Raw genomic sequence first — 14,659 nt, forward strand, 5'->3', positions numbered from 1 at the left:
GATGGGGTGAATTTTAACGACCGAGGGCCAAGGCCAAACCGTGGCTCAAATCGGGCACGCGGTCGGTGTCAGGCACGGCTTGCAACAAACCGCTGCGCTTGGCCATGTCCAGTGGCTGGTGGTCCAAGCCAGACAGGATGAGGCGCACCTTCTTTTTCTTGCAGGTGCGCACCAAGGCCAGCAGCGCGTCAGCACCAGAGGAGTCGACATAGATGAGATTTTTCAAGTCCAACACCAGGGCTTGCGACGGCATCGTTTGCTCAATCGCCTCCACCAATGGGACAGCCCCAAAGAACAAAGCGCCGTAAAGACGGTGGGCATGCACAGCCGCTTCTTGGCCCAACAACTCAGGGAAGGCTTGGGCTGGCACTTGCTCGGCTCGGCTCAGGCTGGAGATGCGGTAGATGAAGGTGAGGCAAGCCGCCATCAGGCCGACTTCGACGGCCACTGTCAAGTCAAGAATCACGGTGAGCAAAAACACCGACAACAGCGTGACGCGGTAAGGCAAGCGGAACTGGCGCAAGTGCACAAACTCGCGCCATTCGCCCATGTTCCAAGCCACAAAGATCAGAATGGCCGACAGCGCCGCCAGCGGCACATCACCTGCCAGTGGCGCGGCCACCAGCATCACCAGCAGCAAGGTGGCTGCATGCACCATGCCTGAGACGGGGCTGTTGCCACCGTTTTTGACATTGGTCACGGTGCGTGCAATCGTGCCCGTGGCGGGCATGCCGCCAAAAAAGGGCGTGATGATGTTGGCAATGCCTTGGGCCATCAGCTCTTGGTTGGCATCGTGGCGGTCACCGTAGGGACCGTCTGCCATCATTTGGTCGGCAATGCGGGCGCACAAGAGCGACTCGATGGCGCCCAACAAAGCCAGCGTGGTGGCGGGGATGATCAAAAACTTGGCGGTGTCCCAGCTGAAGGCAGGCCATGCAAAAGCGGGCAGTTGGCTAGGAATGCTGCCAAAGCGCGAGGCGATGGTGTCGACCTCAAGCCCCACCGTGTTGGCGGCGACAGTGGCCCCCACCAGCACCACGATGGAGCCAGGGATGGTGGCAAAGCTTTTGGTGCTGGGCAAGCTGCCGACCAGGCGCGGCAAAGCCAGTTGCCAAAACGCCAACACCGCCACACACACCAAGCCCAAGCCCAAGGCTTCGCCGTTGTAGCTGCTGAGGTTGGCGTTGAGCGTGTGCAAGATGCCAAAGAAGTCTGCTGGCATGCTGGCGATGGGCAGGCCCAAAAAGTCTTTGAGCTGCGACACCAGGATGAGCACCGCAATGCCGTTGGTAAACCCAATCACCACCGCCACGGGAATAAAGCGAATCAGCGTGCCCAAACGCAGCAAGCCCATGACCAACAAAATCACGCCCGACATGGCGGTGGCGATGATGAGGTTGGCCAGTCCATAGCGTTCCAAAATACCGTAGACGATGACAATGAATGCCCCCGCGGGCCCGCCAATTTGCACGCGGCTGCCACCGAACGCCGAGATCAAAAAGCCCGCAATGATGGCAGTGAACAAACCCGCCTCAGGCTTGAGCCCCGACGCAATGGCAAACGCCATGGCCAGCGGCAAGGCCACCACCCCCACGGTGATGCCCGCCGCCACGTCTTGGTAAAGACGCTGACGGGTGTAGCCCTTCAGCGAATCAACAACGTTGGGGCGAAAAAAATGAAACATCAATGGGGGTCAGTTAATTGGGGTCAGAACCCAATTAATGAATCCGCATGCCAGGTTTTGCACCTGGCCAGGGGTGCAACACATAAATGCCGGGCTCGGCTTTTTCATCCGCATGGCTCGCGGCCAGCACCATGCCTTCACTCACCCCAAACTTCATCTTGCGCGGGGCCAAGTTGGCCACCATGACGGTGAGCTTGCCTTGGAGGTCTTCTGGTTTGTAAGCGCTGGCGATCCCGCTGAACACGTTGCGCGTGATGGGGCGACCTTGCGGGTCGGTGCCTTCGCCCACATCGAGCGTGAGGCGCAGCAGTTTGGTGGAGCCTTCCACCGCTTCGCAGTTGACGATTTCGGCAATGCGCAAATCCACCTTCGCAAAGTCGTCGATGCTGATGGTGGAAGCAATTTCTTCACCGCCTGGGGTGACTTTTTCTTCCACCACGGCTGGGGGCTCAAACAGAGCTTCGAGTTGTTCGGGGGTGACGCGTTGCATGAGGTGTTGGTAAGGTTGTATGTGGGTCACTGGGCCTGATGCATTCCAGCCTTGCATGGAGGTACCCGTGAAGGCTTCGACCGCTTTCGCCAATGACGGCAATACAGGTGCCAAGTAACGGCTCAGCTCAGCGAACGCGTTGATGAGCAACGAGCACACTTGGTGGAGCGCCTCGTTGTTGGTGGCGTCTTTGGCCAAGTCCCACGGTTTGTGCTGATCCACGTAAGAATTGACCTTGTCGGCCAGCAACATGATTTCACGGGCCGCCTTGCCGTATTCGCGCGCGTCATAGGCTTGCGCGATGCTGTCTTTGGCGGCGTGAATGTCGCTCAGCAACGCTGTGCCTTGTGCGCCAAAGCTGTGGGTGAGCTTGCCGTCAAAGCGCTTGGTCAAAAAGCCCGCCGCACGCGACGCGATGTTGACGAACTTGCCAATCAAATCGCTGTTGACGCGCAGCATGAAGTCTTCGGCGTTGAAGTCGATGTCTTCGTTTTTGTTGCTCAGTTTGGTGGCCAAGTAGTAGCGCAGCCATTCAGGGTTCATGCCCAAGCTCAGGTACTTGAGTGGGTCTAGGCCTGTGCCACGGCTCTTGCTCATTTTTTCACCGTTGTTGACGGTGAGAAAGCCGTGCACAAACACGTTGTTGGGTGTTTTGCGGCCACTGAAGTGCAGCATGGCGGGCCAAAACAAGGTGTGGAAGGTGACGATGTCTTTGCCGATGAAGTGGTATTGCTCCAACTGGTCGTTGGCCATGTAGGCGTCGTAGTTTTCGCCACGCTTGTCGAGCAGATTTTTGAGCGAGGCCAAGTAGCCCACAGGCGCATCGAGCCAGACATAAAAGTATTTGGCAGGCGCCCCATTGATAGCCGTATCAGGAATTTCGATGCCAAAGTAAGGCGCGTCACGCGATATATCCCAATCGCCCAAGCCTTCGCTGGTGGTGCCATCGGGGTTGGTGCGCACGCTGAACCACTCTTTGACTTTGTTGGCCACTTCGGGCTGCAACTTGCCGTCTTGCGTCCACTTCTCAAGGAAGGCCACGCAACGTGGGTCAGACAGTTTGAAGAAAAAATGCTCTGAGCTTTTCAGTTCAGGCTTGGCGCCCGACAGGGCTGAAAACGGGTTGATCAGGTCGGTGGGGGCGTAGACCGCTCCGCACACCTCGCAGTTGTCGCCGTATTGGTCAAGGGCGTGGCACTTGGGGCACTCGCCTTTGATGAAGCGGTCGGGCAAAAACATGTTCTTTTGGGCATCAAAGAACTGGTCAATCGTGCGCCGCTCAATCAGCGAGCCGCCTTGTGACTCAGGGATGTCGCGCAAGTCTCGGTAAATCTGTTGGGCCAGCGCATGGTTTTCAGGCGCGTCGGTGCTGTGCCAGTTGTCAAACTGGATGTGAAAACCGTCCAAATAAGGCTGGCGGCCAGCGGCGATGCCCGCCACAAACTGCTGCGGTGTGAGGCCCGCCTTTTCGGCGGCAATCATGATGGGTGCGCCGTGGGTGTCATCCGCGCCAACGAAATCGACGCTGTGGCCCTGCATGCGCTGGAAACGCACCCAGATGTCGGCTTGGATGTACTCCATGATGTGGCCGATATGAAAGTTGCCGTTGGCGTAGGGCAGGGCGGTGGTGACGAAGAGCTGGCGCTGAGACATTTGTGGGCAAGACCTTAGGGCGAAGGGGTCGATTTTAGTTCCTGCAAAATCTATGCATGAATCTGCCCAACTTTGACGAATTCCAACAACAGGCACTGGCTGCTGGTTTTGATGAGGTGATTGCGCGTGAATGGGCGCCCCACACCGTACTTGAGACCCATACCCACCCGTTTGGTGTGCACGCCCTGCTCACGCGCGGCGAGATGTGGCTGACCATGAACGGCCACACCCAGCACTTGGTGCCAGGCGCTGTTTTTGAGCTGGAGCCCAACGTGCCGCATGACGAGCGCTATGGGGCTGAGGGGGCTGTTTACTGGGTGGCCCGCAGAAACTAAGCTACTTTGTGGCTGGGCTTGTCCAACCAGCGGTCTAGCCCGCGCTAGACTTGCGCGCACTCCCTATTTCAAGAACAAAGATATTTATGGCCCCGAACGAACAAGCCCTGACCGCCGCCCTGCAGACGGTCGTTGACCCCAACACGGGCAAAGACTTTGTCACCACCAAAGCGCTGAAAAACCTGCAAATCAATGGCGGTGATGTGTCGTTTGATGTGGTGCTGGGCTACCCCGCCAAAAGCCAAATTGCGGGTTTTCGCAAAGATTTGATCGCTGCGGCCAAGAGCGTCGCGGGCGTGAGCAACGTGTCAGCCAACATCACCATGAACATCGTGGCGCATGCTGCGCAGCGCGGTGTGGCTTTGTTGCCGCAAGTCAAAAACATCATTGCCGTGGCCTCGGGCAAAGGCGGCGTGGGCAAAAGCACCACCGCGGCCAATTTGGCCTTGGCCTTGGCCGCCGAGGGTGCAAGCGTGGGTCTGCTGGACGCTGACATTTATGGCCCCAGTCAGCCCATGATGATGGGCATAGAAGGCCGCCCCGAGAGCAGCGACGGCCAAACCATGGACCCGATGGAGAACTACGGCGTGCAAGTCATGTCCATTGGCTTCTTGGTGGACCAAGACGAAGCCATGATTTGGCGTGGCCCCATGGCCACCCAAGCCTTGGAGCAGTTGCTGCGCCAAACCAATTGGAAAGCGCTGGACTATTTGATTGTGGACATGCCGCCTGGAACCGGTGATATTCAGCTGACGCTGAGCCAACGCGTGCCCATGACGGGTGCGGTGATCGTCACCACGCCGCAAGACATTGCGCTGCTGGACGCCAAAAAAGGCATCAAGATGTTTGAGAAGGTCGGCGTGCCCATCCTCGGTTTGGTTGAAAACATGGCGGTCCACGTCTGCACCAACTGCGGCCACATCGAGCACATTTTTGGCGCTGACGGCGGCAAAAAATTAGCCGCCAAAGACGGCATGGACTACCTAGGCGCGTTGCCACTCAATATGCAAATTCGACTGCAAGCCGACAGCGGCAAGCCCACCGTGGTGGCCGATCCCGATGGCGAAGTGGCTGGCATCTACAAAGCGGTCGCTCGTCAAGTGGCGGTCAAGATTGCGGCCAAGGCCAAAGACTTCTCCAGCAAGTTCCCGAGCATCAAAATTTCCAAAGAGACTTGAGCCCCACATGACGCAACGCCCCAGCTTGCAAGTTGCCGTGGTCATGCGCCGAGAGCGCGTGCCGGGTGACATGAGCCGTTGGCAGCCTTGGCGCTGGGTGCTGCACGATGTGACGGGGCACGACGTGCTGCTGCATGCTGAGCACTTTGGCAGCAAGCCGCGCTGCCTGCGCCAAACCGATGACGAACAAATTTGGCTCCACCCTGGCTTCACGGTGGAGTTGTTCAAAGACGATGCCGAGGGCTACTACCTCAATGCCTCGTCGCCTGCGCCGTGCTGGTTTGTTTTGTGGCGCATGGAAGAAGAGCCCAGCCTCGCAGACGACGTGATGGCGGTGCCCACCATGGTCAGCTTGAGCTACCACGATGCGGGCCGCTGGCTGGACGCTCAAGAAAACGTAGACCAAGTGCCCGCGCCCACTGAAGTGGTGGCTTGGATGAGCGCGTTCATCGACGAGCACCAGGTGGTCGAAGCCAAACGCCGCCGTCGTCCCGACAGCTTTCGAACCTTGCAAGACCGCTTTGGCAACCCTGCTTCGGTGAGTACCGAAAAAATTCGCGGTGGCGGCCCGCACAACGGAGGCGGTCATGGCCAATGACGATGACAGCCCCGCTGGCTTTCTCAGCCGCTGGTCGCGCCGCAAGGTGGACGAACGCGCGGGCCGGCCTTTGGATGAGCCCCAGCCTGCGCCGCCTATGGCGCACGGCGATTCACGGCCAACCAAGCCAGTGCCTTTGGCCAGCGCCGTCGCAACGCCTGCAGCGAGCGCCACCACCTCAGGCGCAGGAGCGCCAGTGCACCCGGGGGGTCAAACTGAAAAGCCCACACCCACACTGGCGGATGTCCAGCAACTCACGCCCGAGTCCGACTTCACGGGCTTCATGGCCCGAGGCGTCGCGCCCGACGTGAAAAACGCTGCCATGAAAAAGCTATTTGCCGACCCGCACTTCAATGTGATGGACCGGCTTGACATCTACATCGACGACTACGGCTTGCCCGACCCCCTGCCTCTGGAGATGTTGCGTCAAATGACCAGTGCCAAGACCCTGAACTTGTTTGACGATGAACCGCAAGACCTCGTCCAAACCCGCTTGGGCGACAAGGCTGCGACAGAAGACACCAAAGTCATGGCACAGTCTGTCCCTGCTGAAAACAAACCCAACCCCGAGCCCACTACGCATGACAACGCTGATTTGCGACTGCAACCAGACCCAACCCCTGGACCCGAAGGCGCTGAGCCAAAGCCTGTCTGAACCGCTCACGCTGCACACCGCCTTGTGCCGCCGTGAAGCGGGCGCTTTCATCCAGGCCGTGCAAGGCACGGACGACGTGGTGGTGGCCTGTACCCAAGAACAACGCCTGTTTGGCGATTTGGCAGTGGAGGCGCAAGCCAAAACATCGGTCATCAAATTCGTCAACATCCGCGAGACCGGCGGCTGGAGCGCGGACGCCAAAAACGCCTCTCCAAAAATAGCCGCGCTCTTAGCCGCGGCACATTTGCCCGAGCCTGAGCCTGTGCCCACCGTCACGTTCAAGAGTGCAGGGCGCTTGCTGATCCTAGGCCGCATCGACGAAGCCGAGCAAGCTGCCGCCTTGCTGGCCGACACCTTGAATGTGACCATCTTCACCCAAGGTGCAGGCGAGGCGGGCGGTGCGCAAAGCCGTCGCTATCCTGTGTTGGGTGGACAAGTGCTGCGCGTGGAAGGCTGGCTGGGCGCGTTCAAGCTGACTTGGCAAAACAACAACCCCATCGACCTCGACCTGTGCACACGCTGCAACGCCTGTGTGGCGGCTTGCCCCGAGCAAGCCATTGGGCTGGACTACCAAATTGACCTGAACAAGTGCAGCGCGCACCGAGATTGCGTGAAGGCATGCGGCGCGGTGGGGGCCATCAACTTTCAACGCTTGGCCACAGAAGAAACCGCTGAGTTTGACCTGGTGCTCGACTTGCGCGAGCACGCTGCCTTTACCCGCCACGCCCTGCCGCAAGGCTATTTCCGTGGCGCAAGCGCTGCCAATTTGTTGCGCTTGCGCGAACTGGTGGGCGAGTTTGAAAAGCCCAAATTTTTTGACTACAAACAAAAACTCTGCGCGCACAGCCGCAACGAACAAGTGGGCTGCCACGCCTGCATCGACATTTGCTCCGCCCAAGCGGTGAGCTCAGACAAGTCGCGCCAACAAATCAAGGTCAACCCCAACCTGTGCGTGGGCTGCGGTGCGTGCACCACGGTGTGCCCCACTGGTGCTTTGTCTTACGCCTATCCGCGTGCCAGCGAGCAAGGCGTCAAGCTCAAGACCTTGTTGACCACCTACCAAAAAGCGGGCGGCCAAAACGCCGTCATCTTGCTGCACAGCCAAGACGCGGGCCAAGTGTTGGTAAATGAGCTGGGCCGTGCTGCGCAACTCAACGTGGCCAAAGGTTTGCCAGCGCATGTGATTCCTGTCTCGCTGTGGCACACCGCCAGCCTGGGGCTGGAGGTGTGGCTCACAGCCTTGGCCTATGGCGCAGCCCAAGTGTTGGTGCTGCACACTGCCGAGGAAGCGCCCCAATACGCCGACGGTTTGCAAGCGCAAATGGCGCAAGCCCAAGCCATGTTGGAAGGCTTGGGCTATGCCAAGCCAGGCCACATGCCTGTGCAGCTGGTGCACGCCACACAAGCCATGGTGCTCGACACCGAGCTGCAACGCCTCACCACAGGCCAACAACGCCTGAGCAGCACTGTGCCCGCCGCCACCTTTGCCGTGATGGCTGACAAACGCAGCACCCTCAGCATGGTGATGGACCACTTGCTTGAGCACGCACCGGTTTTGAAAACCCCCTCAGCCCCTGAAGCCTTGGCACTGCCCAAAGACGGCTCGCCCTTTGGCACGGTCGAAGTCAACAAAGACAGCTGCACCTTGTGCATGAGCTGCGTCAGCGCCTGCCCCGCCAACGCGCTGCAAGACAACCAACAAGCGCCGCAGTTGCGCTTCTTTGAAAAGAACTGCGTGCAGTGCGGCTTGTGCGTCAGCACTTGCCCCGAAAATGCGCTCAGCCTGGTGCCGCGCTTGTTGCTCACGCCCCAGCGCAAAGAAGTGCGTGTGCTCAACGAAACCCAGCCTTACGGCTGCGTGCGCTGCCACAAGCCCTTTGGCACGCTCAAAGGCATCGAAGCCATGATTGGCAAGCTGGCCGGCCACTCGATGTTCCAAGGCGAGGCATTGCAGCGCCTCAAGATGTGTAGCGACTGCCGCGTGATCGACATTTACTCTGCTGGCGATGAGCAGAAAATCGTTTAACTATTTGTATGACCGAACCTCATTTGTCCTCCGCCCTTGACGAAGAAACCGCACGCGCCGAGTTGTACGGCTTGCTTTCAGAGTTGTTCTACGCGCCCGCGCGCGCCGAGCTTTTGGCTCAGTTGCGTGTGGCTGCCACCGAAGCGCCCACGGCCGGTGGTTTTTTGGAAGAGCCTTGGCGTCAGCTGGTAGGCCTGGCCCGCGAGATGGATGACCAGAGCATTCAAAACGAGCACCACGCCCTGTTTGGTGGTGTCGGCAAGCCTGAGGTGTATGTGTTTGCCTCGCATTTCTTGACCGGCTTTTTGAACGAAAAACCTTTGGCTCAGTTGCGCACCGATTTGGCGGCGCTGGGTTTGGGGCGTGACGACACCACCATGTCTGAGACCGAAGATCATGTGTCTTATGTGTTCGAGGTCATGCGTTTTTTGGTAGCAGGTGAGGATGTGGCGGTGTCTAACCTCACGCAACAAGCCAAGTTTTTTGCTGCCCATGTGCAAACTTGGTTGCCGGCCTTTTGCGACGCGCTGCAAGCCTCACCGCGTGCACGTTTTTACGCTGCTGTGGCTGAGCTGACGCGCGCGTTTGTGAGTGTGGAGGCGCAGGGCTTTGACATGCTGACTTGAGGTGTGTGATTCAGCTCATTTTTCGAGGCGCAGGTCTGACGCATGTGTGACAGATCAGATATTTTTTTTTACCAATTCGTATCAATTTTCGCGTTCTTGGCGTTTCTACGTACAAGGTCAACCCACAACTTGTATACATTATGCAAAGTCGTGCATACCCACGGCATCATGAGGAGCTCAAAATGAAAACAGAACAAACCAAAGACCAAGCCAACAGTGCAGCGACAGCGTCGCGTCGCGGCTTTTTCATGGGCGCTGCTGCCGCAGGTGCAGCCGCTGCAGCCGTCACAGCGATGCCCGGCCTCAGCATCCCAGCCGCTGAGCTCAACACACTTCCCCCCGCGCCAGAAAACGGCGGCGGCTACAGCTTGAGCGAACACGTCAAGCGTTACTACCAAACCGCCCGCGTCTGAAGGAGCACACCATGTTGTTGACCCGTAAAACTGACGCTGCTGCCCAAACGTCCAGCAGCTCTGCATTTGTTGGCCGCTTGCAACGCGGCCTGTCGCAAGCCTTGCCTACCCTTGACCGTCGTGGCTTTTTGCGTCGCTCTGGTTTGGGCATTGGCGTGGGCCTGGCTGCCACGCAACTGAGCTTGGTGAAAAAAGCCAACGCTTCTGGTGCTTTTTCCAGCGCTGGCGCAAGCAAGATTGAAGTCAAGCGCACCGTGTGTACCCACTGTTCCGTGGGCTGTGCGGTGGACGCGGTGGTTGAAAACGGCGTCTGGGTTCGCCAAGAAGCCGTGTTTGATTCGCCGATCAACCTAGGCGCCCATTGCGCCAAAGGTGCGGCTCTGCGTGAACACGGCCACGGCGAGTTCCGCCTGCGCTACCCCATGAAGCTGGTCAACGGCAAGTACGAGCGCATCAGCTGGGACACAGCCTTGGACGAAATCAGCGCCAAGCTGCTTGAGCTGCGCAAAACATCAGGTCCAGACAGCGTGTACTGGATTGGCTCTTCCAAGCACAACAACGAGCAAGCCTATTTGTTGCGCAAGTTTGTGAGCTACTTTGGTAGCAACAACTGCGACCACCAAGCCCGTATTTGTCACTCCACCACTGTGGCTGGTGTGGCCAACACCTGGGGTTATGGCGCGATGACCAACTCGTACAACGACATGCAAAACAGCAAGGTCGCCATGTACATCGGCTCCAATGCGGCTGAAGCCCACCCTGTGTCCATGTTGCACATGCTGCATGCCAAAGAAAACGGCTGCAAGATGATCGTGGTCGATCCTCGCTTCACCCGCACAGCGGCCAGGGCTGATGAGTACGTGCGGATTCGTTCTGGCTCAGACATCGCCTTCATCTTTGGTCTGTTGCACGTCATCTTCAAAAATGGCTGGGAAGACAAAAAATACCTCAACGACCGCGTGTTCGGCATGGACAAGGTCAAAGAAGAAGTCATGGCCAAGTGGACCCTCGACAAAGTCGAAGAAGTCTGCGGCGTGTCGCCTGAACAAGTGACCTCGGTCGCCAAGATGCTGCACGAGAACAACCCTGGCACTATTGTGTGGTGTATGGGCCAGACCCAGCACACCACGGGCAACGCCATCGTGCGTGCCTCTTGTATCTTGCAGTTGGCCTTGGGCAACGTGGGCAAGATGGGTGGCGGTACCAACATTTTCCGTGGCCACGACAACGTGCAAGGCGCAACCGACGTGGGCCCGAACCCCGATTCATTGCCTGGCTACTACGGCTTGGTGGAGGGCTCATGGAAACACTTCGCCAAGGCGTGGGGGGTGGAATTCGACTGGATCAAAGGCCGCTTTGCCAACCCCGGCATGATGAGCAAGCCTGGCATCACCTTGTCACGCTGGATCGACGGCGTGATGGAGAAGAACGAACTCATTGACCAAGACAGCAACTTGAAGGCCGTGTTCTATTGGGGCCATGCCCCCAACTCTCAAACCCGTGGTTTGGAGATGAAGCGCGCCATGGACAAGCTGGACTTGTTGGTGGTGGTCGACCCCTATCCATCGGCCACAGCCGCCATGGCAGCCATGCCAGGCAAAGCCGAAGACCTCAACCCTAACCGCGCGGTGTACCTGTTGCCCGCTGCCACGCAGTTTGAAACCAGTGGCTCTTGCACCGCATCGAACCGCTCGTTGCAGTGGCGCGAAAAGGTCATTGAGCCTTTGTGGGAAAGCCGCTCTGACCACATGATCATGTATCAGTTCGCGCAAAAGCTGGGCTTTGGCCCTGAGCTGGTCAAGAACTACAAGATGCAAAAAGTCAAAGGCATGGATGAACCCATGGTCGAAGACATCTTGCGTGAAATCAACAAATCGGTCTGGACCATTGGCTACACCGGCCAAAGCCCTGAGCGCCTGAAGGCCCACATGAAGAACATGCACTTGTTCGACGTGAAGACCCTCAAGTCCAAAGGTGGCAAAGACAAAGAAACCGGTTACGACTTTGGTGGTGACTACTTCGGCCTGCCTTGGCCTTGCTACGGCACACCCGAACTCAAGCACCCAGGCTCACCCAATCTGTACGACACCTCCAAGCACGTCATGGATGGCGGCGGTAACTTCCGCGCCAACTTCGGTGTGGAAAAAGACGGCAAAAACTTGTTGGCCGAAGACGGTTCGCACTCCAAAGGCGCTGACATCACCACGGGCTACCCTGAACTCGACCACGTCTTGCTGAAGAAACTCGGCTGGTGGGATGAGCTCACGGATGCTGAAAAAGCATTGGCTGAAGGCAAGAACTGGAAAACCGACAATTCGGGCGGCATGATCCGTGTGTTCATGCAAAACCATGGTTGCCATCCTTTTGGTAATGCCAAAGCGCGTGCCGTGGTGTGGAACTTCCCAGATCCGATTCCCCAGCACCGTGAGCCTTTGTATGGCACCCGTCCTGACCTGATGGAAAAGTACCCCACGCACGCTGACAGAAAAGCGTTTTGGCGTCTGCCCACCTTGTTCAAAACAGTTCAAGACAAAAACTTGGCCGACAAAGTGCACGAGAAATTCCCGCTCATCCTCACCTCAGGCCGTTTGGTCGAGTACGAAGGTGGCGGCGAAGAAACCCGTTCCAACCCTTGGTTGGCCGAGTTGCAACAAGAAGCCTATGTTGAAATCAACCCCAAGACCGCCGCTGACCGTGGCATTCGCAACGGTGAGCGCGTGTGGTTGAAGAGCCCAACGGGCGCACGTTTGAATGTGCAGGCCTTGGTGACCGAGCGCGTGGATTCAGGCACCGTTTGGATGCCTTTCCACTTCTCTGGCCGCTGGCAAGGCGAAGACATGCTCAAGTACTACCCCAAGGGCGCAGCGCCCGTGGTGCGTGGTGAAGCAGTCAACACCGCCACCACGTATGGATATGACAGCGTCACCATGATGCAAGAGTCCAAGACCACTGTTTGCGACATCGAACGCGCCTAAGGAGAATTAAATGGCACGCATGAAATTTATTTGCGACGCAGAGCGTTGTATCGAGTGCAACGGTTGCGTCACCGCTTGTAAAAATGAACACGAAGTCCCATGGGGCGTGAACCGCCGCCGTGTGGTCACGTTGAACGACGGCGTCCCTGGCGAGAGGTCTATCTCTGTGGCGTGTATGCATTGTTCTGACGCGCCTTGTATGGCGGTTTGCCCAGTGAACTGCTTCTACAAGACCGACGAAGGCGTGGTCTTGCACGACAAAGACATCTGTATTGGCTGTGGCTATTGTTCCTACGCTTGTCCATTTGGTGCGCCTCAGTTCCCAAGCCAAGGCACCTTTGGTGTGCGCGGCAAAATGGACAAATGCACCTTCTGCGCGGGTGGCCCAGAAGCCAACGGCAGCCAAGCCGAGTTTGAAAAATACGGTCGCAACCGTTTGGCCGAGGGCAAGTTGCCTGCTTGTGCCGAAATGTGTTCCACCAAAGCCTTGCTTGCTGGCGACGGCGACATGGTGGCTGATATCTTCCGCAACCGCGTGCTCAAGCGCAACAAGGGCGCTGAGGTGTGGGGCTGGGGTACGGCTTATGGCTCCAAGCAAGCGGGCCAAGCACCCGCCAAGGCTGAAGGAGTGAAAAAATCATGAAACACATCTCACTCATTGTGCTGAGCGTGGCCGCACTCACTGCTTGCGGTGAAAACGCCCAAACCCTCGGCACCAAAAACGATGCCACCGCTTACAGCGGTGCTGCCAACAGTTATGTCGAAGCAGGTTGGACCGCTGGCGACAAAACAAGCTGGGAACAACAGTTGCGTGCACGCGGCCAATATGGCCAAGACGACCACAGTCGCGCACCGAAATAAAGGGGCACATCATGTACCGCTCTTTTCAATCGGTCTTGTGTGCAGCGTTGACGGTGTTCGCACTGTCCGCTGTGGCACAAGACAAAGCGCCTGCCGCGGCCTTGGCCGTGCAAAGCGTCAACATCCAAGACGTCAAGCCTGATGCCAGCGACGCGCCTGGCTACGCCGAGCAAAACAACGCACAACGCGGCCAAGTTCAGCCTGGCAACAACGCACCCATGTGGCGCGCTGTGGGTGCTGGGGCAGACGGCTACACCAGTCTGCCTAAATCAGAGGCCCCTGAAGCCGGCGTGCTGATTCAACCCTTTGTGCAGTACCCTGGCTCACGCCTGACCACAGCTGGCGAAGCGTGGCGGCAAGTGCGCAACAACTGGATCATTCCTTACGGTGGTGCCTTGATATTGATTGCTTTGGGCGCGGTTGGCATTTTCTACTGGCGCAAGGGCATGATCATGTTGCATGGCAAGCCCACCGGTGTCGAGATTGAGCGCTTCACCCCTTTTGAGCGCTCAGCCCATTGGAGCAATGCCATCACGTTTGTGATCTTGGCTATTTCTGGCATTGTCATGGCCTTTGGCAAGTACTTCATGCAACCCATCATTGGCGACACGCTGTTTGGTTGGATCACGTATTTGCTCAAAAACGCGCACAACTTTGCGGGCCCCGTGTTTGCGGTGTCGTTGACGGTGGTGTTTTTCACTTTCCTCAAAGACAACTGGCCAAGCAAAGAAGACTGGACTTGGATCATCAAAGCCGGTGGCTTGTTTGGTGGCGCAGAAGTGCCGTCGCACCGCTTCAACGCAGGTGAAAAAGTGGTGTTCTGGGGCGGCGTCTTTGGCCTGGGCTTGGTGGTGGTGGCGTCTGGCTTTGTGCTGGACAAAATCGTTCCCTTCTTGGTGTATGAGCGCGGCACCATGCAAATTGCACACATGATCCATGCTGTGGCCACCTTGTTGATGATGGCTATGTTCATTGGCCACATCTACATGGGCACGGTCGGCATGCAAGGCGCTTACAAAGCCATGCGTACAGGCTATGTGGACGAAACTTGGGCCAAAGAACACCATGAACTGTGGCATGACGACATCAAGGCTGGCAAGATTCCTGCCCATCGCACCGAAAGTTCGGGCAACCCAGCGCGCGCCTGAGCGAGCTGACACTGGAG

Annotated in this window: 13 protein-coding genes; 11 read left to right on the forward strand and 2 right to left on the reverse strand. The window is 57.8% G+C overall.

Features of this window, described 5'->3' with window-relative positions; translation table 11 throughout:
* Positions 1–13: 13 nt before the first annotated feature.
* Both V7Q41_RS07365 and metG read right to left on the reverse strand, forming a co-directional pair.
* A complete protein-coding gene (locus V7Q41_RS07365) occupies positions 14–1,684 on the reverse strand; it encodes a SulP family inorganic anion transporter (protein ID WP_333844877.1) in 1,671 nt (556 codons plus the stop codon).
* Positions 1,685–1,718: 34 nt separating this feature from the next.
* Positions 1,719–3,827 carry a methionine--tRNA ligase gene (metG, locus tag V7Q41_RS07370; RefSeq protein WP_333844879.1) on the reverse strand — a complete coding sequence of 703 codons (2,109 nt, stop codon included), beginning with the start codon at positions 3,825–3,827 and terminating at the stop codon, positions 1,719–1,721.
* A 56-nt stretch (positions 3,828–3,883) separates the two neighbouring features.
* On the opposite strand from metG, the gene V7Q41_RS07375 reads away from it, so the two are divergent.
* The 11 genes from V7Q41_RS07375 (at position 3,884) to V7Q41_RS07425 (ending at position 14,642) form a co-directional block, all read left to right on the forward strand.
* Positions 3,884–4,162 (forward strand): cupin domain-containing protein, encoded by a 279-nt coding sequence (locus V7Q41_RS07375; RefSeq protein WP_333844882.1) that lies wholly within the window; start codon positions 3,884–3,886, stop codon positions 4,160–4,162.
* Positions 4,163–4,248: 86 nt separating this feature from the next.
* Positions 4,249–5,340, forward strand: coding sequence for an iron-sulfur cluster carrier protein ApbC (gene apbC, locus V7Q41_RS07380; RefSeq protein WP_333844885.1), 1,092 nt, complete (start codon positions 4,249–4,251; stop codon positions 5,338–5,340).
* 7 nt (positions 5,341–5,347) lie between these two features.
* Complete coding sequence (locus tag V7Q41_RS07385; RefSeq protein WP_333844888.1) at positions 5,348–5,938, forward strand: DUF3305 domain-containing protein; 591 nt, start codon at positions 5,348–5,350, stop codon at positions 5,936–5,938.
* A complete protein-coding gene (locus V7Q41_RS07390) occupies positions 5,928–6,593 on the forward strand; it encodes a DUF3306 domain-containing protein (protein ID WP_333844891.1) in 666 nt (221 codons plus the stop codon). The genes V7Q41_RS07385 and V7Q41_RS07390 overlap by 11 nt, the downstream gene beginning before the upstream one ends.
* A complete protein-coding gene (locus V7Q41_RS07395; protein WP_333844894.1) occupies positions 6,520–8,619 on the forward strand; it encodes a 4Fe-4S binding protein in 2,100 nt (699 codons plus the stop codon). Before V7Q41_RS07390 ends, V7Q41_RS07395 begins: the two co-directional genes overlap by 74 nt.
* A gap of 8 nt (positions 8,620–8,627) precedes the next feature.
* Positions 8,628–9,245, forward strand: a complete 618-nt coding sequence (locus V7Q41_RS07400; RefSeq protein ID WP_333844897.1) for a TorD/DmsD family molecular chaperone — start codon at positions 8,628–8,630, stop codon at positions 9,243–9,245.
* 182 nt (positions 9,246–9,427) lie between these two features.
* Positions 9,428–9,658 (forward strand): formate dehydrogenase, encoded by a 231-nt coding sequence (locus V7Q41_RS07405; protein WP_333844900.1) that lies wholly within the window; start codon positions 9,428–9,430, stop codon positions 9,656–9,658.
* An 11-nt stretch (positions 9,659–9,669) separates the two neighbouring features.
* Positions 9,670–12,633, forward strand: coding sequence for a formate dehydrogenase subunit alpha (locus tag V7Q41_RS07410; RefSeq protein WP_333844904.1), 2,964 nt, complete (start codon positions 9,670–9,672; stop codon positions 12,631–12,633).
* Between the two features lie 10 nt (positions 12,634–12,643).
* Entirely contained in the window at positions 12,644–13,276 is a 633-nt protein-coding gene (fdh3B, locus tag V7Q41_RS07415) for a formate dehydrogenase FDH3 subunit beta (protein ID WP_333844906.1), read from the forward strand.
* Complete coding sequence (locus tag V7Q41_RS07420) at positions 13,273–13,494, forward strand: hypothetical protein (protein ID WP_333844908.1); 222 nt, start codon at positions 13,273–13,275, stop codon at positions 13,492–13,494. Before fdh3B ends, V7Q41_RS07420 begins: the two co-directional genes overlap by 4 nt.
* 11 nt (positions 13,495–13,505) lie before the next feature.
* Positions 13,506–14,642, forward strand: coding sequence for a formate dehydrogenase subunit gamma (locus V7Q41_RS07425; RefSeq protein ID WP_333844910.1), 1,137 nt, complete (start codon positions 13,506–13,508; stop codon positions 14,640–14,642).
* Positions 14,643–14,659 lie beyond the last annotated feature (17 nt).

The sequence above is a fragment of the Limnohabitans sp. genome, from assembly GCF_036804465.1.
Taxonomy (GTDB): Bacteria; Pseudomonadota; Gammaproteobacteria; order Burkholderiales; family Burkholderiaceae_C; genus Limnohabitans.

Excerpts from the sequence above, each read along its gene's own strand:
- V7Q41_RS07365 (WP_333844877.1), bottom strand. The coding sequence starts at position 1,684 with ATGTTTCATTTTTTTCGCCCCAACGTTGTTGATTCGCTGAAGGGCTAC.
- metG (WP_333844879.1), bottom strand. The coding sequence starts at position 3,827 with ATGTCTCAGCGCCAGCTCTTCGTCACCACCGCCCTGCCCTACGCCAAC.
- V7Q41_RS07375 (WP_333844882.1), top strand. The coding sequence starts at position 3,884 with ATGAATCTGCCCAACTTTGACGAATTCCAACAACAGGCACTGGCTGCT.
- apbC (WP_333844885.1), top strand. The coding sequence starts at position 4,249 with ATGGCCCCGAACGAACAAGCCCTGACCGCCGCCCTGCAGACGGTCGTT.
- V7Q41_RS07385 (WP_333844888.1), top strand. The coding sequence starts at position 5,348 with ATGACGCAACGCCCCAGCTTGCAAGTTGCCGTGGTCATGCGCCGAGAG.
- V7Q41_RS07390 (WP_333844891.1), top strand. The coding sequence starts at position 5,928 with ATGGCCAATGACGATGACAGCCCCGCTGGCTTTCTCAGCCGCTGGTCG.
- V7Q41_RS07395 (WP_333844894.1), top strand. The coding sequence starts at position 6,520 with ATGACAACGCTGATTTGCGACTGCAACCAGACCCAACCCCTGGACCCG.
- V7Q41_RS07400 (WP_333844897.1), top strand. The coding sequence starts at position 8,628 with ATGACCGAACCTCATTTGTCCTCCGCCCTTGACGAAGAAACCGCACGC.
- V7Q41_RS07405 (WP_333844900.1), top strand. The coding sequence starts at position 9,428 with ATGAAAACAGAACAAACCAAAGACCAAGCCAACAGTGCAGCGACAGCG.
- V7Q41_RS07410 (WP_333844904.1), top strand. The coding sequence starts at position 9,670 with ATGTTGTTGACCCGTAAAACTGACGCTGCTGCCCAAACGTCCAGCAGC.
- fdh3B (WP_333844906.1), top strand. The coding sequence starts at position 12,644 with ATGGCACGCATGAAATTTATTTGCGACGCAGAGCGTTGTATCGAGTGC.
- V7Q41_RS07420 (WP_333844908.1), top strand. The coding sequence starts at position 13,273 with ATGAAACACATCTCACTCATTGTGCTGAGCGTGGCCGCACTCACTGCT.
- V7Q41_RS07425 (WP_333844910.1), top strand. The coding sequence starts at position 13,506 with ATGTACCGCTCTTTTCAATCGGTCTTGTGTGCAGCGTTGACGGTGTTC.